This window comes from Streptomyces sp. 63XJN7_1_ISO-PGPR-S23-121 (assembly GCF_056173025.1).
On sequence record NZ_CM149653.1, the window covers coordinates 4377973 to 4399529 of the forward strand.

Annotated in this window: 19 protein-coding genes; 12 read left to right on the plus strand and 7 right to left on the minus strand. The window is 73.9% G+C overall.

The genetic code is table 11. The annotated features are described in order from the left end of the window. Nucleotides 1-3 precede the first annotated feature (3 nt). Nucleotides 4-645 carry a GNAT family N-acetyltransferase gene (locus tag AC0VYN_RS19695; RefSeq protein ID WP_475531999.1) on the minus strand — a complete coding sequence of 214 codons (642 nt, stop codon included), beginning with the start codon at nt 643-645 and terminating at the stop codon, nt 4-6. Between the two features lie 110 nt (nt 646-755). Between AC0VYN_RS19695 and AC0VYN_RS19700 the strand changes: the two genes are divergently transcribed. From AC0VYN_RS19700 to AC0VYN_RS19715, 4 genes are all read left to right on the plus strand, one after another. Continuing rightward, nucleotides 756-3245, plus strand: a complete 2490-nt coding sequence (locus tag AC0VYN_RS19700; RefSeq protein ID WP_475532000.1) for a molybdopterin oxidoreductase family protein — start codon at nt 756-758, stop codon at nt 3243-3245. Then, a complete protein-coding gene (locus tag AC0VYN_RS19705; RefSeq protein ID WP_475532001.1) occupies nt 3242-3733 on the plus strand; it encodes a hypothetical protein in 492 nt (163 codons plus the stop codon). The genes AC0VYN_RS19700 and AC0VYN_RS19705 overlap by 4 nt, the downstream gene beginning before the upstream one ends. A 138-nt stretch (nt 3734-3871) precedes the next feature. Further along, complete coding sequence (locus tag AC0VYN_RS19710; protein WP_475532002.1) at nt 3872-4405, plus strand: DoxX family protein; 534 nt, start codon at nt 3872-3874, stop codon at nt 4403-4405. Nucleotides 4406-4492: 87 nt separating this feature from the next. Beyond that, complete coding sequence (locus tag AC0VYN_RS19715) at nt 4493-5056, plus strand: hemerythrin domain-containing protein (protein WP_475532003.1); 564 nt, start codon at nt 4493-4495, stop codon at nt 5054-5056. 57 nt (nt 5057-5113) lie between these two features. Here the strand turns inward: AC0VYN_RS19715 and AC0VYN_RS19720 are convergent, their stop codons facing one another. Next, the gene (locus tag AC0VYN_RS19720; protein ID WP_475532004.1) at nt 5114-6124 is read right to left on the minus strand and encodes an NAD-dependent epimerase/dehydratase family protein; all 1011 of its coding nucleotides are present in this window, start codon (nt 6122-6124) and stop codon (nt 5114-5116) included. A 419-nt stretch (nt 6125-6543) separates the two neighbouring features. Between AC0VYN_RS19720 and AC0VYN_RS19725 the strand changes: the two genes are divergently transcribed. Next, nucleotides 6544-7905, plus strand: a complete 1362-nt coding sequence (locus tag AC0VYN_RS19725) for an MFS transporter (RefSeq protein WP_475532005.1) — start codon at nt 6544-6546, stop codon at nt 7903-7905. 254 nt (nt 7906-8159) lie between these two features. Here AC0VYN_RS19725 and AC0VYN_RS19730 read toward each other — a convergent pair whose 3' ends face one another. Beyond that, nucleotides 8160-8687 carry a hypothetical protein gene (locus AC0VYN_RS19730; RefSeq protein WP_475532006.1) on the minus strand — a complete coding sequence of 176 codons (528 nt, stop codon included), beginning with the start codon at nt 8685-8687 and terminating at the stop codon, nt 8160-8162. A gap of 362 nt (nt 8688-9049) precedes the next feature. On the opposite strand from AC0VYN_RS19730, the gene AC0VYN_RS19735 reads away from it, so the two are divergent. Beyond that, on the plus strand, nt 9050-10375 hold the full coding sequence (locus tag AC0VYN_RS19735; RefSeq protein ID WP_475536935.1) for an SLC13 family permease: 1326 nt from the start codon (nt 9050-9052) through the stop codon (nt 10373-10375). Between the two features lie 38 nt (nt 10376-10413). Here AC0VYN_RS19735 and AC0VYN_RS19740 read toward each other — a convergent pair whose 3' ends face one another. Beyond that, a complete protein-coding gene (locus tag AC0VYN_RS19740) occupies nt 10414-10737 on the minus strand; it encodes a hypothetical protein (protein ID WP_385458503.1) in 324 nt (107 codons plus the stop codon). 92 nt (nt 10738-10829) lie between these two features. Here AC0VYN_RS19740 and AC0VYN_RS19745 point away from each other — a divergent pair, with 92 nt between their 5' ends. Beyond that, nucleotides 10830-11693, plus strand: a complete 864-nt coding sequence (locus AC0VYN_RS19745) for a fructosamine kinase family protein (RefSeq protein WP_475532007.1) — start codon at nt 10830-10832, stop codon at nt 11691-11693. A gap of 20 nt (nt 11694-11713) precedes the next feature. Here AC0VYN_RS19745 and AC0VYN_RS19750 read toward each other — a convergent pair whose 3' ends face one another. Then, nucleotides 11714-13372: a catalase gene (locus AC0VYN_RS19750; protein ID WP_475532008.1), complete on the minus strand. Its 1659-nt coding sequence runs from the start codon at nt 13370-13372 to the stop codon at nt 11714-11716. Between the two features lie 263 nt (nt 13373-13635). Continuing rightward, the gene (locus AC0VYN_RS19755) at nt 13636-13872 is read right to left on the minus strand and encodes a hypothetical protein (protein ID WP_475532009.1); all 237 of its coding nucleotides are present in this window, start codon (nt 13870-13872) and stop codon (nt 13636-13638) included. Nucleotides 13873-14029: 157 nt separating this feature from the next. Between AC0VYN_RS19755 and AC0VYN_RS19760 the strand changes: the two genes are divergently transcribed. Genes AC0VYN_RS19760 through AC0VYN_RS19770 form a run of 3 tightly spaced genes read left to right on the plus strand, consistent with a single transcriptional unit; the run spans nt 14030 to nt 16578 of the window. Then, nucleotides 14030-14695 (plus strand): TetR/AcrR family transcriptional regulator, encoded by a 666-nt coding sequence (locus AC0VYN_RS19760; RefSeq protein WP_475532010.1) that lies wholly within the window; start codon nt 14030-14032, stop codon nt 14693-14695. A 7-nt stretch (nt 14696-14702) separates the two neighbouring features. Then, a complete protein-coding gene (locus AC0VYN_RS19765) occupies nt 14703-15485 on the plus strand; it encodes an SDR family NAD(P)-dependent oxidoreductase (RefSeq protein ID WP_475532011.1) in 783 nt (260 codons plus the stop codon). A gap of 52 nt (nt 15486-15537) precedes the next feature. Continuing rightward, nucleotides 15538-16578 carry an NAD(P)-dependent alcohol dehydrogenase gene (locus tag AC0VYN_RS19770; RefSeq protein ID WP_475532012.1) on the plus strand — a complete coding sequence of 347 codons (1041 nt, stop codon included), beginning with the start codon at nt 15538-15540 and terminating at the stop codon, nt 16576-16578. 148 nt (nt 16579-16726) lie between these two features. Here the strand turns inward: AC0VYN_RS19770 and AC0VYN_RS19775 are convergent, their stop codons facing one another. Next, a complete protein-coding gene (locus tag AC0VYN_RS19775) occupies nt 16727-18256 on the minus strand; it encodes a helix-turn-helix domain-containing protein (RefSeq protein WP_475532013.1) in 1530 nt (509 codons plus the stop codon). A 396-nt stretch (nt 18257-18652) separates the two neighbouring features. On the opposite strand from AC0VYN_RS19775, the gene AC0VYN_RS19780 reads away from it, so the two are divergent. Then, nucleotides 18653-20536 (plus strand): ABC transporter ATP-binding protein, encoded by a 1884-nt coding sequence (locus AC0VYN_RS19780; RefSeq protein ID WP_475532014.1) that lies wholly within the window; start codon nt 18653-18655, stop codon nt 20534-20536. Beyond that, nucleotides 20533-21546 carry a serine/threonine-protein kinase gene (locus AC0VYN_RS19785; protein WP_475532015.1) on the plus strand — a complete coding sequence of 338 codons (1014 nt, stop codon included), beginning with the start codon at nt 20533-20535 and terminating at the stop codon, nt 21544-21546. The genes AC0VYN_RS19780 and AC0VYN_RS19785 overlap by 4 nt, the downstream gene beginning before the upstream one ends. Nucleotides 21547-21557: the final 11 nt, after the last annotated feature.

Below are 21557 nucleotides of genomic sequence, written 5' to 3' on the forward strand. Positions count from 1 at the left end.
GGCTCAGGGGCGGCCGGCGAGGTCCTCGGTCGTACGGCCCAGACAGGTGACGTCCGCGGGGTCCAGGGCGGCCGCCCGGATCTCGTGGAAGCCCATGCGGTCGTAGAAGGCGCGGGCGGGGACGTTGGCCGTCGCCATGACCAGGTGGACGGCGGGCACCCCGCGCTCGCGCAGCGCCCGCCACAACGTGCGCATGAGCTCCCGCCCGTGTCCGCGGCCCTGCCACTCGGGCAGCAGGTCGATGTGCAGATGGGCGGGATGAGCGGTCAGTTCGGGCACGATCATGCGCTCGGGGTCGTGCAGCAGCGTGGCCATGAACTCGTCCGGAGTACGGGGCGGCCCGTCCGGCGCCGGGTAGCGGCCGGCGACCCGCGGCAGCCACTTCGCACGGAACTCCTCGGCGAAGCGCGGGGTGTCCGCGGTGCCGAGGATGTAACCCACGGCCCGGCCCTGCCCGTCGTCCAGCACGAAGGCCAGGTCCGGGTCCAGATGGACGTAGGGCGCCGCGAAGATCACGGGCAGGATGCCGGGGTCGGCGTAGACGGGCCGGCTGTCACGGCCGTTGTGGGCGGTGCGGATGCAGATGTCGTCGAGGGCCGGTGCGTCGGCAGGGCGGTAGGGGCGTACGGCGGCAGTCGAGGTCACCGCAGCATCCTGCCGGTTTGGGAGCGCTCCCACAAGCCCTGGGCGTCGGGCGGGCGCGAACGGGTACCCGCCACCCGCCAGTGCGGCGGAACCTGGATGGAGGAGAGTGCATGGAGGAGTCCGCGGACCGCATCGCGCACCCCTGGGGCGGCAGGACGCCCTACGGACGGCACGAGACGTGGCCGGCCCGGGTGGACACGTTCCTCGCGGAGGGGCAGGACCCGGGGGCGGTGCAGCGGTGGGTCCAGTCCGCGTCGATCCTGCACTCCGACGGCGACGCCATGGACGTGGCGGTGGCCGACGGCCGGATGGTGGGCGTGCGGGGCCGCGCCACGGACCGGGTCAACCGGGGCAGGCTGGGCCCCAAGGACCTGTTCGGGTGGCAGGCGAACGCCTCCCCGGACCGGCTGACCCGGCCGCTGGTCCGGCGGGACGGGCGCCTGGTGGAGACGGACTGGGACACCGCGCTGGACCTGGTGGCCGCGCACTCGCGCGAGCTGCTCGAGCAGCGGGGTCCGGGCTCGATCGGCTTCTACACCAGCGGTCAGCTCTTCCTGGAGGAGTACTACACGCTCGCCGTCATCGCCCGGGCCGGCATCGGCACCGCCCACCTGGACGGCAACACCCGGCTGTGCACCTCGACGGCCGCGGAGGCGCTGAAGGAGACGTTCGGCTGCGACGGACAGCCCGGCAGCTACGACGACTTCGACCACGCCGATGTGGTCGCCCTGTACGGACACAACATCGCCGAGACCCAGCCCGTGCAGTGGATGCGGCTGCTGGACCGCCTGGAGGGTGCCGATCCGCCGCGCCTGCTGTGCGTGGACCCGCGGCCGACCCGGGTCGCCGAGCATGCCACCGTGCACCTCGCGCCCCGCGGCGGGACCAATGTCGCGCTGCTCAACGCGTTGCTGCACGAGACCGTCCGGCACGACAGGATCGACCGCGACTTCATCGCCGCGCACACCGTCGGTTTCGAGGAACTGGCCGGCCGGGTCGCGCACTGCACTCCCCGGTGGGCCGCGGACATCTGCGACGTCCCGGCCGCCCGGATCGAGGAGGCCGCCGAACTCGTCGGCACCACCGACGCGTTGGTGTCCACCGTCCTCCAGGGCGTCTACCAGTCCCACCAGGCCACGGCCGCGGCGGTACAGATCAACAACCTGCACCTGATCCGCGGCATGCTGGGCCGCCCGGGCGCCGGCCTGCTCCAGATGAACGGCCAGCCCACCGCCCAGAACACCCGCGAGTGCGGCGCCAACGGCGACCTGCCGGCCTTCCGCAACTGGCAGAACGACGACCACGTCGCCGACCTGGCGAGGGTGTGGAACGTGGAACCGGAGACGATCGCGCACTACGGTCCGCCCACGCACGCGATGCAGATGTTCCGGTACGCCGAGCAGGGCTCGATCCGCATGCTGTGGATCAGCGGCACCAATCCGGCCGTCTCGCTGCCCGAACTCGCCCGCATCCGCTCCGTCCTGTCGCAGGAACGGCTGTTCACGGTGGTGCAGGACCTGTTCCTGACGGAGACCGCCCAGCTTGCCGACGTGGTGCTGCCGGCCGCGACCTGGGGCGAGAAGACCGGCGCGCTCACCAACGCCGACCGCACGGTGCACCTGTCCGAGAAGGCCGTCGACCCGCCCGGCGAGGCACGGCCCGACCTGGACATCCTCCTGGACTACGCGCGGCGCATGGACTTCCGGGACAAGGACGGCGGTCCGCTCGTCACCTGGCGGGACCCGGAGTCCGCGTTCGAGGCGTGGAAGCGGTGCAGCGCGGGGCGCCCCTGCGACTACACCGGCATCACCTACGCCAAGCTGCGCGGCACCAGCGGCATCCAGTGGCCCTGTGACGAGCACGCCCCGGAGGGCACCGCACGGCTCTACACCGACGGCATCTCCTGGGCCCACCCGGACGTGTGCGAGAGCTACGGCAAGGACCTGGAGACCGGGGCGTCCGTCGAGGTGGTGGAGTACCGCTCCCTCAACCCGGACGGGAAGGCCGTGCTGAAGGCCGCCGCCTATCTGCCGCCGCACGAGGAACCGGACGAGGAGCACCCGTTCCAGCTCACCACGGGACGGACGATCTACCACTTCCACACCCGGACGAAGACCGGCCGGGCCCCGCAGCTCGCCGACGCCGCCCCCGACGTGTGGGTGGAGATCTCCGCCCGGGACGCGGACCGGCTCGGCCTCGGCGAGGGAGACCTGGTCGAGGTCACCAACCCGCGCGGCTCGCTGCGGGGGCGGCTGCGGGTGACCGGCATCCGGCCGGGGCTGTTGTTCGTGCCGTTCCACTACGGCTACTGGGACACCGAGGGCGGGTCCGGGCCCGGCCCGGACACTCCCGGCCGGGCCGCCAACGAGACGACCGTCACCGACTGGGACCCGGTCTCCAAGCAACCGCTGTTCAAGACGTCCGTCGCCGCGCTCACCCTGGTCGAACGCGGCGACGGCCGCCCGGCGCCGGCCCCGACCACCACCGCGTCGGCACCGGTCGTGCCCGGCACGGTGCCCGCCACGACCGGCGGACCGGCGGCGCACACGACGCAGGCACCGGCCCGGTTCCCGCACGAGCGCGAGGAGGGCGCCCAGTGAACGGCATCACCCTGACCCTGCGCACCCTGCACCGGGGCGAACGGCGACTGGCGCACGACCTGACGACCGCCGCCGAGCGGCACCGCGCCGAGCACGAGGTACACCACGTCGCGACCGACCTCGCCCGCTGGTCGCGCGAGCACGTCCGGCGGCTGGCCGAGACCGCCGGACACCACGGCCTCGACCTCGCCGGCCCGCCGGACGACGCACCGGACGGCGTGTTCGCCACCCTGCGCGAGAAGGCGGCGCAGGCCGTGGCACACCGGCCCGAGCCCGGCCTGCTGCTCCTGCGCGACCTGCGGGAACTGCACCTCGCCGCCGCGGAGAACTCACTGCACTGGGTGATGCTCGCCCAGGTCGCCCAGGCGTCGAGGGACAGCGGTCTCCTGGAGCTCGCCTCCGACTGCCATCCGCAGACGCTGCGCCAAATGCGCTGGACCAACACCATGATCAAGAACTTGTCCCCGCAGCTCCTCACCAGTCTGTGACCTGCGGGAAACCCGTACCGGGCGGCGCCATCCGGCGCCCGGTACCGGCCCGCCGCCGAATGGCGCCGCCCGTCCGGGGCACCTGATGATCCCGGTAGACACACCCCAGTCGATCCCGTCAACCATGGAGAGAGCGTCATGAGTCTTCTGCGCATGGCCGGCCGGCCGATGCTCGCCTCGATGTTCGTCGCGGGCGGCCTGCACTCGCTGCGCCGTCCCCAGGACGTGGCGCCGGCCGCCGAGCCCGTCGTCCGGCCCGTGACCGAACGCGTGGCCGCGCTGCCGGACAGCACCGAACAGCTCGTGCGGCTCAACGGGGCCGTGCAGGTGGTGGGCGGCATCATGCTCGGACTCGGCCGGTTCCCCCGGCTGTCCGCACTGGCCATCGCCGCGACCCTGGTGCCCACCACGCTGGCCGGTCACCGCTTCTGGGAGGCGGAGGACCCGGGCGACCGGGCCCAGCAGCGCATCCACTTCCTGAAGAACCTGTCGATGCTGGGCGGCCTGCTGATCGCCGCGGACGACACCGGGGGCGCGCCCTCGCTGGTGTGGCGCGGCCGGCACGCCGTCAAGGGCTTGCGGCACGAGGCCCGCACGGTGCGGCGCTCGGTCCGGGCCACGGCACGCCCCGCCGCCGCGGTCGGCGGCGTCCGGACCAAGCTGGGCGTCTGACCTGACGTTAGCCGGGCGGGTGCGAGGGGACCCGGCGCACGTGGCGGGGCGGTCCCGCAGCCGTCACGATCCGACTGGAGGTGGAACATGGGACACGGTGGGAACGTCATCGACGAGCTGACGACCGATCACCGCGAGGTCGAGGAGCTCTTCGGGAAGATCGAGGCGCTGCCGGCCGGTCACAAGGACCGCAAGCTGTACGCCGACCAGGTGACGATCGAGCTGGTCCGGCATTCGGTGGCGGAGGAGGCGTACCTCTACCCGGCCGTTCGCGAGCACGTGGCGAACGGCGGCGCGCTCGCCGACAAGGAGCTCGAGGACCACGCCGAGGCCGAGCAGATCATGAAGGACCTGGAGGGCTGCGAGGCGGACGACCCGCAGTTCGACCGGTTGATCGGCAAGCTCATGAGCGAGATCCGTTCCCATGTCGCCGACGAGGAGGGAAACCTCTTCCCCAGGCTCCGCGAGGCGTGCCCGGCCGGGGCCCTGGACCAGTTGGGCGACAAGGTGCGGCAGGCGAAGAAGACGGCGCCGACGCGGCCGCATCCGTCCAGCCCGGACAGGCCGCCGATGAACAAGCTGATGGCCCCGGGCGCGGGCATGGTCGACCGGGTGCGGGACGCCCTGACGGGGCGGGGCAAGTCCGGCTGACGAACGCGTCGCGTCATGGAGGAAGGGGCCCGCCGGTGGCGGGCCCCTTCGCGACGCTCACCACTCCCCCGCGGGCTCCCTGGGCTCCCCCGTCACCGTCGGCGCCGGTTCGGGCCGGTCCCGGAAGGCGGCGACGGTGCGCTCCAGACCGTCCTGCCAGCTCACGCCCGGCAGCCAGCCGAAGATCTCGCGGGCGAAGCCGGTGACCGGGCGGGGCGGCAGGGGCCGGTCGCCCGGCGGGGCGACGAAGACGAGCGGCGAGCCGGAGCCGGTCAGGCCAATCACGCGCCGCGCGATCTCCACGGCCGCCGGCTCCTCGTCGCCGCCGAGGTCCACGGGCCGTACCGAGCGGCCGGCCGCGATCAGCAGCACACCGTCGACCATGTCGTCGACGTAGCACAGGGGGTGCGTGAGGCTGCCGTCCCCGTCGACGGTGACCGGCCGGCCGGCCAGCGCCTGCTCGATGAAGGCGGCCGGCATTCCGCCGTCATCGGTCCGCATGCCGGGCCCGTAGCCCTCGAAGAGCCGCACGATCCCGGCGTTGGCGCCGTGGGCCCCCGCATGCGCCGCTACCAGGGCCTCGGCGAACCGGACTGCCTCGGCCCGGGCGCCGTGCGGGCCGACCGGATCGGCGTCCCGGCCGGACGGCGGGAACGGCGGCGAGGAGGCGAGCAGGAACCGGGCGCCGTCCCGGGCCGCGAGGCCCAGCGCGACCCGGGTGCCGAGGCTGCCGGCGTCGAGCAGCTCGACGGGCCGGTCCGGCCAGGCCGCGGCGGACGCGGGGCCGGCCAGATGCAGGACCAGGTCGTAGGGGCCCTCGAGGACCTCGGCGCAGCCGGGCTCGGAGATGTCCCGCTCCAGGAAGCGGAAGCCCGGGCGGCCGGCCAGATGGGCCACCTTCTCGGCCCGTCCCGTGGAGAGGTTGTCGAGGCAGTCGACTTCGACGCCCGAATCGAGCAGGCGGGTGCACAGGTGGGAACCCAGGAAGCCCGCGCCGCCGGTCACCAGGGCCCGGTTCCATGGCGCGCGGGCCCTGTCGTACGTGGTGAACGTCGCCATCGGCATCATGAGGAGACCGTCCTTCCTCCGCGCTGCGCCGGCGGACCGCGTGACGAGCGTGCCCCGGGTGCCCCACCGAGTCGCTTTCATACTCCGACGACTGCCGCCGGGCGGGCAGCGTGCGAACGTCCCCCGGGACCCGGGACGGCGGCTGTGGCGGACGCCACGGGCGCCGGGACGTCTCCTCCGCACGGTCCGGCCCCTGTGATCAACCACACGTTTGGCGCCAATTCCACCAAGCGGCAGGCCACTTGCCGTCCGGCGGACCGGCGTCGCGGGGCCGGCCGGCACCGACTCGGCCACCCCTTCTGCCACGATGGTCGGCGCCGTCTCCCGGCTCGTCGGAGTGGCCGCGCAACGCAGCCGGCGTCCTCACTCCCGTGTTCCTGTCCCTACGGGTCCTACGACCCGCCTTCGAGTGGCGCACTGTGTCTTCCTCTTCCGCCCCCGCTCCGCCGGCGCCTGCCCGGCCCTCCGCACCGGTCCCTTCGGAGGCCGGCTCCCGCTCGCCGTGGCGTTCCCTGCGGTACCGCAGCATGCGCTGGTGGTCCGTCGCGAACTTCGTGTCGAACGCCGGCACGTGGATGCAGCTCACGGTGCAGAACCTGCTGGTCCTGCAGATCACCGGGTCTGCCGCCGCGACGGGCCTGTCCATGTCGGTGCAGGCCGCGCCCGCGCTGCTGATCAGCGTGTTCGGCGGCGCGGCCGTGGACCGCTGGCCGCGGAAACTGACCGCCGCGGTCAGTCAGACGCTGCTCGGCGCCGTGGCCTTCACGACGGCCCTCCTGGTGGCGCTGGACCGCCTCGACCTCACCTCGCTGATGGTGCTGGCCGCCGTCACCGGCGTCGTCGCCACCGTCGACGGCCCGGCGTGCTCCCTGCTGGGCAACGACCTGGTCCCGCCCGAGGACATTCCGTCCGCGCTCGGGGTGGGCGCGCTGGTGCACCAGTCGGGCCGCCTCACGGGCGCCGCGCTCGCCGGCGTGACGGTCGGCTTCCTCGGCACGGCGGCCGCCTACGCGGCGAACGGGCTGTCGTTCCTCTTCGTGGCGTCGGTCATCCCCTTCCTCCGGCCCGCCCGCGGGGCGGTCCGGACGGCCGGGGCGGCGGTGCGCGGCCGGCGTGCCACGGACGGCGCCATGAGCGTGCGGGAAGGTCTGGCCTTCTTCGCACGCCGTCCTCGGCTGCTCGCGCTGGCCGGCGTGACCGGCGTCAGCGCCGTCTTCGGGCGCAACTACCAGCTCACCCTGGCCGTGCTCGTCACCGGTCCGCTCGCGGGCGGCGCCGGCTCGTTCGGCACGGTCTCCACCGTCCTGGCGGCCGGCGGCATCGTCGGCGCGGTCCTGGGTGCCCGGCTGCGCCGGCCCTCGGTACGGGTCGTGGGCGCGCTGGCGGCCGCGGGCGGTCTGCTGCAGGTGGTGGCGGGGCTGTCACCGTCGCTGGCCGTGCTGCTGGTGATGGTGCTGCCGATGGCGGTGGTGGAGTCCGTCTCCGACACCGCGGGAACGGCGGTCCTGCAGACCGACCCGCCGCCGCACCTGCGGGGCCGTGTGCTCGGCGTGTGGGGCAGCGTCGGCACGGTGTGGAGCCTCGGCGGGCCGCCGGCGCTCGGCCTGCTGATGGAGCTGGCCGGGGCGCGGGGCGCGCTGATCGCGGGCGGCCTGATCATCGCCGGCAGTATCGGGGCGGGGTACGCACTGTGTGCCCGTAGGCCTGCGGAGGCGGTGCCGGTGGATCCCCCCGCGGCGCCGGAGGCGGCGACGCGGGCGGCGCTGGGGACCGCCGCCTGACCCTGCGGGGCGGGGCGGGCGTTGTCTCGGCGCCCGGGGGCGGGGGTCGGTCGCGTGGCCCGGCGCAACGGGGTGCCTCCCCCCACTCTCGGCTTCGCTCGAGCGGGAGGGACCCCCACCGCCCACCCGTGCCGCCCTGGGGGTACCTCCCAGGCCGTCCAGGCACTGGGGGCGGCACGACTGCCCGCAACTGGGGACGCACCCCACCGAACCCGCGCGGGCCGCCGCAGGCATCGCCCGCCCGCCGGCGCCGGTCAGGCGACCAGTGCCTGCCCCGGGCCGAGCCTGTCGACGAGCTGGTCCAGGTGCAGTTCCGCCACGGAGGCGAGCAGGTCGGGGTGGCGCAGCAGCGCCGCCGCCCGCCGGTCGCTCGCGTCGGGCGCGAGCAGGCGGCGGAACTCCACCGGCGTCCCCGCGGCGGGACCGGCCTCGGAGAGCGCCGCCACGGCCAGGGCGGCCAGTTCCGGGTCGGTCAGCAGACAGGCCGCCCAGCTGGTCACCACCTCGTCCACCCAGGTCCGCCACGCGTACTCGTCCGTGTCGGCGGCCGGCGTGCCGTCCGCGCCGGTGATCCAGTCGAGGCGGGCCGAACCGCCCGGACCCGACATGGTCATCAGGGCAGCGTCCATCGGGGTGGGGTAGCGCAGCCGGGCCGCGACCGTCACGGCCTGCCGGGCCTGCGCCTCGCACAGGGCGGAGGCCAGCGCGCCGCCGGACGCCGGATAGGCGCTCGTGAGCCACTGGGTGGTCGCCGCGATCACGGGGGAGAGATCTGCTTGCACTGCCGGACCGTCCGAACTGCTCGTCGTGGGGACAGGACGCGGGGTCCCGGGACGGGAAGCCCGCGAAAACCGTAGCCCGCGGCGCACCGCGCGGGACATGGCCCGGCTCTCGTCCACGGCGTGGCCTCGGACACATCCGCCCCGGCTCCATCCAGCCCCGCCCCGTCCAACCCGGCCCCTTCCAGCCCGGCCCATCCGGCACCGCCCGTCCGGTCCGGCGTGCCCGACCAGCCCGCATCCGGCCGGCCCCAGACCGACCGGACATGGGCGACCGGGCGTGACCGCCCCCTGCCCGCGGGTGCCATCCTGGGAGCCTGCCGATCACCGGGTGCCCGCCCGGTCTCTGGTGTGGAGGAGAACCCCTGAGTACCGCCCTCGCCCCCGAGGCCCTTTCGGCCGCCCTGCTGCTCGCCGTCCTGGCCTTCGCCGTGCTGCGCCCGCGGGGCCTGCCGGAGGCCGCGGCCGCCGTACCCGCCGCCGCGCTGGCCGTGGTGCTGGGCACGGTGACGCCGCACGAGGCCTGGCAGCAGACGCGCACGCTGCTGCCGGTCGTCGGCTTCCTCGCCCTGGTGCTGATGCTGGCGTACCTGTGCGCGAAGGAGGGCCTCTTCGAGGCCGTCGGCGCCGCGGTGGCCCGCCGGTGCGGCGACAGTCCGCGACGGCTGCTGACGGGGGTGTTCGTGGTGGCCTCCGTGGTCACGGCCGTGCTCAGCCTGGACGCCACCGTGGTCCTGCTCACCCCCGTGGTTCTCGCCACCGCGGCCCGCTCGGGTGCCCGGGCACGCCCGCACGTGTACGCCACGGCACACCTGGCGAACTCGGCGTCCCTGCTGCTGCCGGTCTCGAACCTGACCAATCTGCTGGCGTTCACGGCCAGCGGCCTGAGCTTCACCCGCTTCGCGCTGCTGATGTCGCTGCCCTGGCTGGCCGCGATCGCCGTCGAGTACGCCGTGTTCCGCCGCTTCTTCCGCGCCGATCTGGAGGTGCCCGCGCCCCTCCCCGCTCCGGCCGCCGCTCCCGCCGCGGGGCCGCCGGGACCCGGGGCCGGTCCGGACGGTGCGCCGCGTGTCCCGGCCCCGGCGCCCGCCGTGCCCCGGTTCACGGTCGTCGTGCTGGCCCTGACCCTGGCCGGGTTCGCGGTGGCCTCGCCGGCCGGACTGGACCCCGCGTGGGCGGCGCTGGCCGGGGTCCTGGTGCTCGGGGTGCGGGCGCTGTCCCGGCGCCATGTCACCCCCCGGGAGCTGGTGGGCGCGGCCTCCCCGCTGTTCTGCCTGTTCGTGCTGGCCCTCGGCGTCGTGGTGCAGGGTGTGGTGTCGAGCGGCCTGGCCACGGGGCTCGGGCACCTGCTGCCCGCGGGGCACTCGCTGACGGCGCTGCTCGGCGTGGCGACGCTGGCCGCGGTGCTGGCCAACGTCATCAACAACCTGCCGGCCGTCCTCGCGCTGCTGCCCCTGACCGCGCCCGCCGGACCGGGCCCCGTCCTCGCCGTGCTGATCGGCGTGAACCTGGGCCCCAACCTGACCTACATCGGCTCGCTCGCCACCCTGCTGTGGCGGCGGGTACTGCACCGGCACGGCGTCGAGGCGGACCTCGGCCTGTTCACCCGGCTCGGTCTGCTCACCGTCCCGGCCACGCTGGCCGCCTCGACCGTGGCCCTGTGGGGCATGCTGCGCCTCGTCGGCACCTGACCCGCCCCGCGGCCCGGCACGCCGGCCCGCGGCCTCGTTCACCAGGCTCCACCGGAGAGATGGGGGCGCCGTACGGCCTCGGCGGCGTCCCGCAGGTGCAGGGCCACCGTGATCAGGGCGCGCAGGGCGGAGGGGCGCAGGCTCTGGGCGCTCTCGGCGGCCAGCACCAGCAGACAGCCGGCGGCCTGCTCGACCACCGGGACGGAGAACGCGAAGTCGTCGCCGTCGGCACCGCGGAAGGCGCGCCAAGGGGTCGCGGCGCCGTCGATGGCCTTCTGGACCGCGTGCTCGAGATGCTGTGCGGCCTGTTCGCACACAGGGGCCGGCAGGACGATGGTGCGATGGAATGCTGAACTGGTCATAGTCCCACTGCTCCCCCGCTCCCGGGGTGTTCGATCGACGCCGTGAGCGTTTTTCACCAGGTCGGCGGCGCCCCGGCCGTAGTCTGACCGCCATGTCCTGCGCACCCTCGCCGTCGGCCGTCGCGGCCCGGCTCACCGGCCGGACGGTCAGGGGTGAGCGCCGGTTGTCCGGGACGCTCGCCGAGGTCGACCTCGACGACGGACGCACGGTCGTGGTCAAGCGCGGGGAGGGCGCCGGGGCGGCCCGGGCCGAGGCCGCGGGGCTGCGCTGGCTGGCCGGGGCGGGCGCCGTCCGGGTCCCTTCGGTGCACGGCGACGACGCGCACTGGCTGGTCACCGACCGGGTCGTGCAGGGGCCGCCGAGCTGGGCGGCGGCGGCCCGGTTCGGCCGGGATCTGGCGGCCCTGCACGCGGCCGGGGCACCCGCGTTCGGGTCCCCGCCGCCCGGCGGACCAGTGGAGGCGTACATCGGGCTCGCCCCGATGCGCAACGTCACGGCGGACGCCTGGCCGCGGTGGTACGCCGAGCACCGGGTACTGCCGTATCTGCGGCGCGCGGTCGACGCGGGCACGGTGCGCGGCGCCGAGGCGGCCGACGTGGAGCGGGTGTGCGAGCGGCTGCCCGGGCTGGCCGGGCCCGCCGAGCCGCCCGCGCGCCTGCACGGCGACCTGTGGAACGGCAACGTGCTGTGGGGTGCCGACGGTCATGTCCGGCTGATCGATCCGGCCGCGCACGGCGGGCACCGTGAGACCGATCTGGCGATGCTGCGCCTGTTCGGCTGCCCGCACCTGGAGCGGATCGTGGAGGGCTACCAGCAGGCGGTGCCGCTCGCCGACGGCTGGGCCGGCCGCGTCGGCGTGCACCAGCTCTTCCCGCTGCTGGTGCACGCCGTGCTGTTCGGGCGCGGCTACGCGGAGCAGGCCGTGGCGGCCGCGCGGTCGGCCCTCGCCGGGTAGCGGAGCGACCGCGGCTGTCGTCAGCGGGTCACGACGTGCCGCTCGTCGGGGACGCAGTGGGTCATGGTCAGGCCCTCCACGTCGCGCGGCGGGTTCTTGCCGAGGTTGGCCAGGCGTTCGCGGTCCTCGTCGGTGAGGGTCTGGCTCGCCAGCGGTTCCAGGTGCCGCACGTCCTGCGGGCTGATGCCGATGCCCTCGCCGACCCGCAGGCCGAGGTCGTTCTCGACCAGAAGGAAGTGCCACACCATGCGCTCCTGCACGGGCCGGTCGCACTGGGAGAGCAGGTTGACGAAGTTCGTCACCAGGTCGTCGCGCTCCCAGTCCTCCAGCAGCAGATAGCGCTGGCCGGCCTGCTGGTAGTCGTTGGTGCGCGGGATGCGCTTGCGGGTGAGCCGGCCGCTGATCTCCGGTCCCTGCTCGTCGTGGGTCGGGTACTGCGCCTCGCGGAGACCGCCCATGATCGACGGCTCGTAGTTGACGAGGGGGTTGTCGCCGCCCCCGTCCTGGTCGAACGCCATCAGGCCGTCGCGCTGGTTGGTGCGCACCTGCGCGTTCTTGGCCTGGTTGACGGGGAGCTGAAGGTAGTTCGGGCCGACCCGGTAGCGCTGGGTGTCGCTGTAGGAGAAGGTGCGGCCGACCAGCATCTTGTCGTCGGAGAAGTCCAGCCCGTCCACGAGGACGCCGGTGCCGAACGAGATCTGCTCGTTCTCGGCGAAGTAGTTCTCCGGCATCCGGTCGAGCACCATCCGGCCGACCGGCTTGGGCGGGAAGTCCTGCTCCGGCCAGGTCTTGGTGTCGTCGAGCGGATCGAAGTCGAGCTCCGGGTGGTCGTGGTCGTCCATCATCTGGACGAGCAGCTCCCACTCGGGGTAGTCGCCGCGCGTCACGGCGTCGTAGAGGTCCTTCGTCGCGTGGCCGAGGCTGTTCGCCTGGACGTTGGCGGCGTCCTCCTCGGTCATGCTGCGCACGCCCTGCTTGGGCATCCAGTGGTACTTGACGAGCTTGGTCTCGCCCGTCGCGTTGACCCACTTGTAGGTGTTGACGCCGAAGCCCTGCTGGTGGCGGTAGTCCGCCGGGATGCCGCGCGGGCTGAACAGGTTGACCAGCATGTGCATGCACTCGGGTGTCTGCGACATGAAGTCGAAGATGCGCCGCGGCTGCTGTTCGAAGGTCACCGGGTCCGGCTTGAGGGCGTGGATGACGTCCGGGAACTTGATCGCGTCCCGGATGAAGAAGACGCCCAGGTTGTTGCCGACGAGGTCCCAGTTGCCGTCCTCGGTGTAGAACTTCACCGCGAAGCCGCGGGGGTCGCGGGCCGTCTCGGCGGAGTCGCGCCCGCCGATGACCGTGGAGAAGCGCACCGCCAGGTCCGTGCGCCTGCCCCGCTCCTGGAACAGCTTGGCCCGCGTGTAGCGGTCGATGGGCTCGTCGCCCCAGGCTCCGTAGGCCTCGAAGTACCCGTACGCGGTCACCCCGCGGGCGTGCACGACGCGCTCGGGGATGCGCTCCCGGTCGAAGTGGCTGATCTTCTCCAGGAACTGGTAGTTCTCCAGCGTGGCGGGGCCGCGTGCGCCGACCGTGCGCTGGTTCTGGTTGTCGTAGACGGGGTGTCCCTGCCGGTTGGTGAGCACCTTCCGGTCGTCGCCCGGGGCCGGCCCCTGGCTCGATACGTCCGTCATGTTCGTGGGCTCCTTCGACTCGTGGCCGCCGTGGGACGCGGCCCTGAGCTGCGAGGCGGCCGTCGGCCGCGCACATGGGCGGCCCGGGTACCCGGGCGCACGGTGGCCGTCACACCCCAGTTTGCGCAGCTTCGCCGACCGCTGTCGTGCGGGCCGGTGCGACAGGGCGAGGGCCGCACCCCGCGCGCCGGTCCGGGGCCCGCAGAGGGCCCGGTCACCGGGTCGTGCCGGTGTCCGGGCCCGGTGGGGCGGGCGGGTCGCCGTCAGCCGCCGTCCAGGCGGGCGCGCAACAACTCCTTGCCCAGTTCGGCTCCCTTGCGGCTGTCCGCCTGTGCCTTGCGGAACAGCTCCGCGACCTCGGTGTCCTTGTCGCGCTCGGCGTCCTGGATGTACGTCTCCAGGCGCAGCGCGTTGCTCAGGCACGACTCGACGTACCAGATGAGGTTGTAGTCCTTGTCCTGCGTGCCGGTCACGCCGCCGGTCTCCGTGCCGCTGGCCATCCGGGCCTCCTCCTCGATCGGTTCGTTCCGGGATCCGGCCCCGGGTACCCGGGGCCTGCCGGGGCACACGGCGCCGCGGAACCGGACCCCACGGACCAGTCATGTCCCAATGGGCTACATGTCCCACTGGGACATTTCCGGGTGTACGCTCGGAGGCATGACGGCAGCGAAGCCCTCCCCCGCCCCCGAGGACCGACGGCAGCGCAAGGCGCGGCAGACCCGCGCCGCGCTGGCCGCCGCCGCCTGCGACCTGATCCTGGAACAGGGCCTGGCGGCGACCACGGTGGAGGCCATCGCCGAGCGGGCGGACGTCACACGCCGCACGTTCAGCCGCCACTTCGCCGGCAAGGAGGACGCCGCACTCGACTTCGTCCGTCGCGACGGCGACCGCATCAACGCGATGCTGCGCCGCCGCCCGGTAGGCGAGCCGCCGCTGCTCGCCTATCGCAGGGCGGTGCGCGACTGGCTGGCCGACCGGGACGACCCGGCCTGGCACGTGCGTCCGCGGATGCGCCGGCTGCTGTCCCTGGTGGACGGCGAGCCCGACCTGTTCGCCGCCTACCAGCGCATCCGCGTCGACGCCCAGGAGGAGTCGATCCGCATCGTCGCCGGCCGGCTCGGCACCGACGGCGCCCGGGACGTGCGCCCGGCCGCGATCGTCGACGCCGCCGCCGGAGTCCTCGTGGCCGCCCTGCGCCTGTGGGCGCGCGGCGCCGGCGAGGACCCGGGAGCCGCAGACCTCGCCGCCCTCGTGGAGCGGGCCTACGACGCCCTGACCTCGGAGGCCGCGACCGCGGTCCCCGACAGCACCACCGAAGAGTGAGAGCACCATGAGCACCACTGGCACCACCCCCGCCGCCGACGTCGCCGAGTTCGCCGGCCGCACCGCCCTCGTCACCGGTGCCGCCTCCGGCATCGGCCTGGCCACCGCCCGCCGCCTGGGCGCCGGCGGGGCGAACGTCGTCATCGCCGATCACAACGCCGAGGGCGCCGAGAAGGCCGCCGCCGAACTGACGGCGGAGGGCATCCGGGCCGCCGCCGTCGCGCTGGACGTGACCCTCCCGGAGTCCGTCGAGGCCGCCGTCCGCTTCGCCGTCGACACCTTCGGCGGCCTGGACCTCGCCGTGAACAACGCCGGCATCGGCGGTCCGAGCGCCCCGACCGGCGCGTACGACGTCGAGGCCTACCAGCGCGTCGTGCGCACCAACCTGGACGGCGTCTTCTACTCGATGCGCTACGAGCTGCCCGTCATGGAGGCGGCCGGCCGGGGTGCCATCGTCAACGTCGCCTCCATCCTCGGCTCGGTCGGCTTCGCCGGCTCCCCCGCCTACGTCGCCGCCAAGCACGGCGTGGTCGGCCTGACCAAGACCGCCGCCGCCGAGTACTCCGCCAAGGGCATCCGCGTCAACGCGGTCGGCCCCGGCTTCATCGACACCCCGCTGCTGAGGACCATGGACGAGGCCGCGTACAACGGCCTGGTCGCGCTGCACCCGGCCGGCCGTCTCGGGCGCTCCGAGGAGGTCGCCGAGCTGATCGCCTTCCTGCTGTCGGACCGGGCGTCCTTCGTCGCCGGCGGCTACCACCTGGTGGACGGCGCCTACACCGCCGTCTGATCCGTCCCGCACACCGGGAGACATCACGGGGGCAGAGCAAAGGAGTCCGGCCGTGAACGCACTGCAATACCGCACCATCGGGGCGCCGCCCGCGGTGGTCACCGTCCCCGACCCCGAGCCCGGTCCCGGCCAGGTGCTGCTGAAGGTCACCGCCGCCGGGGTCTGCCACTCCGACATCGCGGTGATGAGCTGGCCCGCCGAGGGTTTCCCGTACGAGCTGCCGCTCACCCTCGGTCACGAGGGCGTCGGCACGGTCGCCGCGCTGGGCGCCGGCGTGACGGGCCTCGCGGAGGGCGACGCGGTCGCCGTGTACGGCCCCTGGGGCTGCGGCACCTGCGCCAAGTGCGCGGAGGGCAAGGAGAACTACTGCCTGCGCGCCGACGAGCTGGGCATCCGCCCGCCGGGCCTAGGCCGGCCCGGCTCGATGGCCGAGTACCTGCTCATCGACGACCCGCGGCACCTGGTCCCGCTGGACGGACTCGACCCGGTCGCGGCGGTGCCGCTGACGGACGCCGGGCTGACGCCGTACCACGCGATCAAGCGGTCGCTGCCCAAGCTGGTCCCCGGCTCGACGGCGGTGGTCATCGGCACCGGCGGCCTCGGCCACGTCGCCATCCAACTGCTGCGCGCCCTGACGTCCGCACGGGTCGTCGCCCTCGACGTCAGCGAGGACAAGCTGCGCCTCGCCCGTGAGGTGGGCGCGCACGAGGCGGTGCTGTCCGACGCCAAGGCCGCGGACGCGGTGCGCGAGCTCACCGGAGGTCTCGGCGCCGAGGCCGTGTTCGACTTCGTCGGTGTGGCGCCGACCGTGCGGACCGCCGGCGCCGTCGCTGCCGTCGAGGGCGACGTCACGCTGGTCGGCATCGGCGGCGGATCGCTCCCCGTCGGCTTCGGCGTGCTGCCCTTCGAGGTGTCGGTCAACGCCCCCTACTGGGGCAGCCGGAGCGAGCTGATCGAGGTGCTGAACCTGGCCCGTTCGGGCGCCGTCTCGGTGCACACCGAGACGTACTCCCTGGACGACGCCCCGCTCGCCTACGAGCGGCTGCACTCGGGTCTGGTGAACGGCCGTGCGGTGATCCTGCCGCACGGCTGACCGGGCGCGCGGCCGGGTGGGAGATCGAACGGCCGCAGGGAGCGCGACCGGTCCCCCGTTCCGGTCGTGCCCCCGCGGCTCGTCGAACCTACGTGGACCGATGGCCGGTTGTGAATCGTCTCGGTGCCCGCTGCCGGGCCGTCCGGACTCACCCGTGCACAGGTGAGTCCGGATGGCCCGGTTTCGTCCCGTGCAGGCACGGCCGGTCGAGTTCTCCCACCGCCAGATGGGCCAGCACCACCTCGTAGAGGTCGCTGCCGGCGGCGAGCAGCTGGCGTTCCAGGACGGGTTCCGCGCTGCGGACGTGCTCCCGCACGGTCTGGGCGTGGACGCCGAGCTCCCGGGCGGCGCGTTCGGCGTTGCCGCCGGCGGCGATCCAGGCGCGCAGGGTGCGCCGCACGTTCCGGGGGTCCGGCTCCAGCCGGCCGAGCAGGTCGCCGGCCCAGGTGCGCAGCGCGGGCCCGGCCAGCAGGTCGTCGAGGCCCGCGCGGCCCGGTCCGGCCGTGTTGCCGCCGGGGCCCGCGTCGAGGGCGGCCTGGGCGTTCAGGGCGAGGTGGACGGTGGCGCGGACGGTCAGGTCGGCGAAGTCGGTGCGCAGCAGGCCCTCGACCCGGTCCATGCGGGCACGGACCGTGTTGCGGCTGACCCCGAGGACCTTGGCCGTGTTCACGGCGGTGAACTCCAGGCCGAGCCGGGTGGTGGCGAGCAGTTCGGCGCGGGTGTGGTGCGGAAGCCCGTCCAGCGGGCGCAGTACGCGGGCCGTCCACCCCCACAGGGCGGCCGGGTCCATGAGGCGCTCGGGGCGGGTCCGCTCGGCGTAGACGGCCGCCTTCCCGGGACGGAACCGGGCCACCGCCAGGGCACTCACGGCCTGCCCGTAGGCGACGGCGGTGCGGGCGAGGCTCTGCCGCGCGCTGCCGCCGAGGAAGACGCCGGGGGTGCGCCCGACGAGCGACCGCAGCGCCTCGCCGGACGCGTCGCGGGGCGTCAGGACGATGACGTGCCCGTCCATGGCGGGGCAGCGCACCACGAGGGCCCGCTCCCCCGTCGCCGACAGGCACTCCTCGGCGAGGCGGTCGCGTTCCTCGGGGACGCTCTCCACGACGTAGACGCACGCCGTGTCGGTGTCCAGGAGGCCGGGCCAGAGGCCGGCGGCCACGCGGCGCGCGGAGACGGCGTCCTCGACCATCAGCAGTTGCAGGATGGCCAGGCGCAGGTCGGATGTGGCCCGCCGCAGCCGTCGTCCGGCGAGGCCGGACTCGTGTTCCGCCAGCAGGAGCCCGACCACCTGGGCGGTGTGCGTGACGATGTCGGCGGCCCGCCGGTCGAAGGGGGCGTCACGGGCCACCGCGAGGACGGCGGCCGGTGCCGGGTGCGCCCGCTCCACCCGGACCAGGCGCAGGTGGCGGCCCCGGTCCTCGAGGGCGGCGGAGGCGATCCGGCCGGCGGTGATGTCCGCGACCAGGTACTCGTCCAGCGGAGTACGGGTCCCGGCCAGGAGGCCGCCGGTGCCGTCCCGCAGCGTCACGGAGGCGTCCACGGCTCGGGCCAGCCAGGTCACGACTCTGCCTACGTCGCGTCCGGCGGGTCTCAGGTGGTCGAGCAGTTCCTCCGCCCACCCCGCGTGCCCGCCGGCCCTCGTCTCCCGCTGCCGTGTCCCGTCCTCGCGGCCCGCCACGTCGGCCTGCTCCTCGTCCGTCGCCCCGCCTTCGGCCCTGGCCGGGGACGTTACCGCATGCCCGCCCGCGGCACGGAGCGCGCGGGTGCCGGGCTCCCGTACGGATAAAATCTTGCCGAACCGCCATCCCCCGAGCGAGATGACACGTATGTCCTAGTGAACCGTCCGCCAAGAAGGGAAAGACCATGTCGCTCTTCAGCCACCTGGCACCCGCCAAGAGGCACTCCAAGGGCAGGAACCACACCACTACTGGGAAGGGGAGGACGTCCCACCAGCGCAAAAACCGTCGCCGTACCTCCAGCACCGGCATGCGCAAGTGACGTCGTCGTTTCCCTTCGGCGGCCGGTGGGCGCGACCCTCCGGTCGCCGGGGGCCGACGTCCGGTGACGTGGTTCCGTGAACCTCCGCCGTCATGCCGTTCGCGGCGTCGCCCGGCTCTCGGGGCTGCGACGGCTGCTCACCGTGGCCGAGCCGGAGAGCGAACAGGTCGTCGCCGCCGCACCGGCCCTGCCGGTGCGACAGATCTTCCGCCGGTTCTGGCCGTACACGCACGGCGGACGGAAGTGGCTGCTGCCGCTCGTGGCGTTCTGCATCGTGGGCCCCGCCATCGACGCGGCCGAGATCTGGCTGTTCAAGGTGGTCGTGGACGAGGTGCTCGTCCAGCGCGACCTCAGCGCCTTCCTGCCGATCGCCCTGGCCTACGTCGGACTCAGCCTCGCTTCCGGCATCCTGTCGTTCGCCGACGACGTGACCTCCACCTGGGTCGGTGAGCGGTTCCTCCTCGCGCTGCGGGCGGACGTCTTCCGCCACGTGCAGCGTCTCTCGCTCGGCTTCTTCGAAAGGCGCCGGCTCGGCGACGTACTGGCCCGGATCACGGGCGACGTCGACGCGGTCGAGACGTTCCTGCTCTCGGGCGTGGCCGAGGCACTGTGGTACCTGGTGCGGCTCTGCATCTTCCTGGGCATGCTCTTCTACCTGAGCTGGGACCTGACGCTGTTCGCCCTCGTCATCGTGCCGCTCTTCTATTCCGCGGCCCGGTACTTCTCCCGTCTGGTGAAGGCCGCCTCCCGGGAGCGCCGGCGGCGCAGCGGTTCGGTCAGCGCGGTCGCCGAGGAGGTGCTGGGCAACATCGCCCTGGTGCAGGCGTACAACCGCCAGAAGTGGGAGCAGGGCAGGTTCCAGCGCGAGATCGTCGGGCGGTACCGCGCCACCATGACCTCGACCAGGATCCGTGCCGTCTTCGGGCCGCTGGTCGACCTGGTCGAACTGAGCGGGGCCCTGCTGGTGATGGGCCTGGGCACCTGGCAACTGGCCCGTGGCCGTCTCACCCTGGGTGAGCTGCTGGTCTTCCTGGCCCTGCTGAGCAAGCTCTACAGCCCGATCCGGGGCATGTCCCATCTGACCAGCACCTTCTACGCGGCCGCCGCCGCCGCGGAGCGCATCGTCGAGCTGCTCGACCAGCGCCCTCAGGTGAACGAGCTCCCGACCCCCGTCCCGCTCGGGCGCGCTCGCGGGCAGGTGGAGCTCGACGGCGTCGGCTTCACCTATCCGGAGACCGACCGGGCCGCGCTGAGCGACGTGTCGTTGCGGGTGGAGCCCGGGCAGACCGTGGCGCTGGTCGGGCCCAGTGGCGCGGGCAAGTCCACCGTCGCCAAACTCCTGCTGCGCTTCTACGACCCCGATCGCGGCGCCGTCCGGCTGGACGGCACGGATCTGAGGACCCTGGGCCTCGCCGAGGTCCGCGACAACGTGGCCGTGGTGCTCCAGGAGACGCTCGTCCTGCACGGCACGGTGCGCGAGAACATCCTCTACGGCCGTCCGGACGCGAGTGAGCGGGAGGTCGTCGCGGCGGCCCGCGCGGCGGACGCGCACGACTTCGTCACCGCCCTGCCGGAGGGTTACGACACCGTCGTGGGCCAGCGCGGCAACCTGCTGTCCGGAGGCCAGCGCCAGCGCCTGGCGATAGCCCGGGCCATGATCCGCGACGCGCCCGTGCTCCTCCTGGACGAGCCGACCACCGGCCTGGACGCCGAGTCGGGCCGGCGGGTCATGGAGCCATTGCGCCGGCTGATGGCCGGACGCACCACGATCGTCATCTCCCACAACCTGCTCACGGTCCGCGACGCCACCTGGATCCTGGTACTGGACCACGGCCGGGTCGTCGAGCAGGGAACGCATCCCGACCTGCTGCTGAGCGGAAAGGCCTACGCCCGGCTGCACCGGCTCCACGCCGCTGCCGACCCCGCTGCCTCGGCTTCCGCGTTCGAGGCCTTCCCATGAGTTCGCCCGGCCTCCCCGCGCCGCGAGCCGTCCCCCGGCACCGGTCCACCGGGCCGGCCCCGCCCCTGCCGCCGGGAGCGGTACCGGCGGCCGGTTACGAGGTCCTGGCCCACCTGACCCGGACCGGCTGGCTCGACGTGTACGACGCCTGGAGTCACGAGCGGGACTGCCGCTGCCTGGTGAAGACGCTGCGGCCGGACCGGCGGCAGGAACCGCACCTGCGCGAACGGCTCCTGAGCGAGGGCCGCTGGCTGCAGTCCTTCAGCCACCCGCATCTGGTCCGCGCGTACGAGACCGTCGAGGCGCCCGAGCCCCTCGTCGTCCTGGAGACCCTGGCCGGCGAGACCGTCACCCACCTCATCGAGCGCCTGCGGCGCCGGCTCGCCGCCCCCGACGTGGCGTTCCTGGGCCTGCACCTGTGCTCCGCACTGCACTACCTGCACGGCCGGGACCTGCTGCACCTGGACGTGAAGCCCTCGAACGTGATCATCGACTGCCGGCGTGCCAAGCTCCTCGACCTCAGCGTGGCCCGCCCGCCGGGTCCCGCGCCCGCCGGCATCGGCACCCGCTGCTACCTCTCGCCGGAGCAGGCACGCGGCGGCGACCTGTCCGCGGCCGCGGACGTGTGGGGCGTGGGCATCACCCTGTACGAGGCCGCCACCGGCGACCTCCCGTTCCCCGAGGTCACCTCCACGGCGACGGACGGGGAGCCGTCCGGTGGCCCCCGCGCGCCCTCGGCGTCCGCGGGCCCCGGCGACACCGGCGGCCGACAGCACCGCTACCCGCAGCTGGAGGGCAGGGCCGCACCCGTGGGCGCCCGGCGCCGCCTGCCGCGGGCGCTCGCCACGGCGATCGACGCGTGCCTGGAACCGGACCCCGCCGCCCGGCCCGGGATCGACTCCCTCGCCGCGGCGTTCGACGCGCTGCTGCCCTGCCACCGCAAGGACGTGGAACCGGCGCCGCCCGAGCCGGGGCTCGGACAATCCCTCCACGAGGATGCTACGTATTGAAGATATGCACC

What these genes read in the sequence shown, in the direction of transcription:
- AC0VYN_RS19760 (WP_475532010.1), top strand. Translation starts at nt 14,030, where the DNA reads ATGACGGCAGCGAAGCCCTCCCCCGCCCCCGAGGACCGACGGCAGCGC.
- AC0VYN_RS19785 (WP_475532015.1), top strand. Translation starts at nt 20,533, where the DNA reads ATGAGTTCGCCCGGCCTCCCCGCGCCGCGAGCCGTCCCCCGGCACCGG.
- AC0VYN_RS19750 (WP_475532008.1), bottom strand. Translation starts at nt 13,372, where the DNA reads ATGACGGACGTATCGAGCCAGGGGCCGGCCCCGGGCGACGACCGGAAG.
- AC0VYN_RS19720 (WP_475532004.1), bottom strand. Translation starts at nt 6,124, where the DNA reads ATGATGCCGATGGCGACGTTCACCACGTACGACAGGGCCCGCGCGCCA.
- AC0VYN_RS19710 (WP_475532002.1), top strand. Translation starts at nt 3,872, where the DNA reads ATGAGTCTTCTGCGCATGGCCGGCCGGCCGATGCTCGCCTCGATGTTC.
- AC0VYN_RS19755 (WP_475532009.1), bottom strand. Translation starts at nt 13,872, where the DNA reads ATGGCCAGCGGCACGGAGACCGGCGGCGTGACCGGCACGCAGGACAAG.
- AC0VYN_RS19740 (WP_385458503.1), bottom strand. Translation starts at nt 10,737, where the DNA reads ATGACCAGTTCAGCATTCCATCGCACCATCGTCCTGCCGGCCCCTGTG.
- AC0VYN_RS19745 (WP_475532007.1), top strand. Translation starts at nt 10,830, where the DNA reads ATGTCCTGCGCACCCTCGCCGTCGGCCGTCGCGGCCCGGCTCACCGGC.
- AC0VYN_RS19715 (WP_475532003.1), top strand. Translation starts at nt 4,493, where the DNA reads ATGGGACACGGTGGGAACGTCATCGACGAGCTGACGACCGATCACCGC.
- AC0VYN_RS19700 (WP_475532000.1), top strand. Translation starts at nt 756, where the DNA reads ATGGAGGAGTCCGCGGACCGCATCGCGCACCCCTGGGGCGGCAGGACG.
- AC0VYN_RS19765 (WP_475532011.1), top strand. Translation starts at nt 14,703, where the DNA reads ATGAGCACCACTGGCACCACCCCCGCCGCCGACGTCGCCGAGTTCGCC.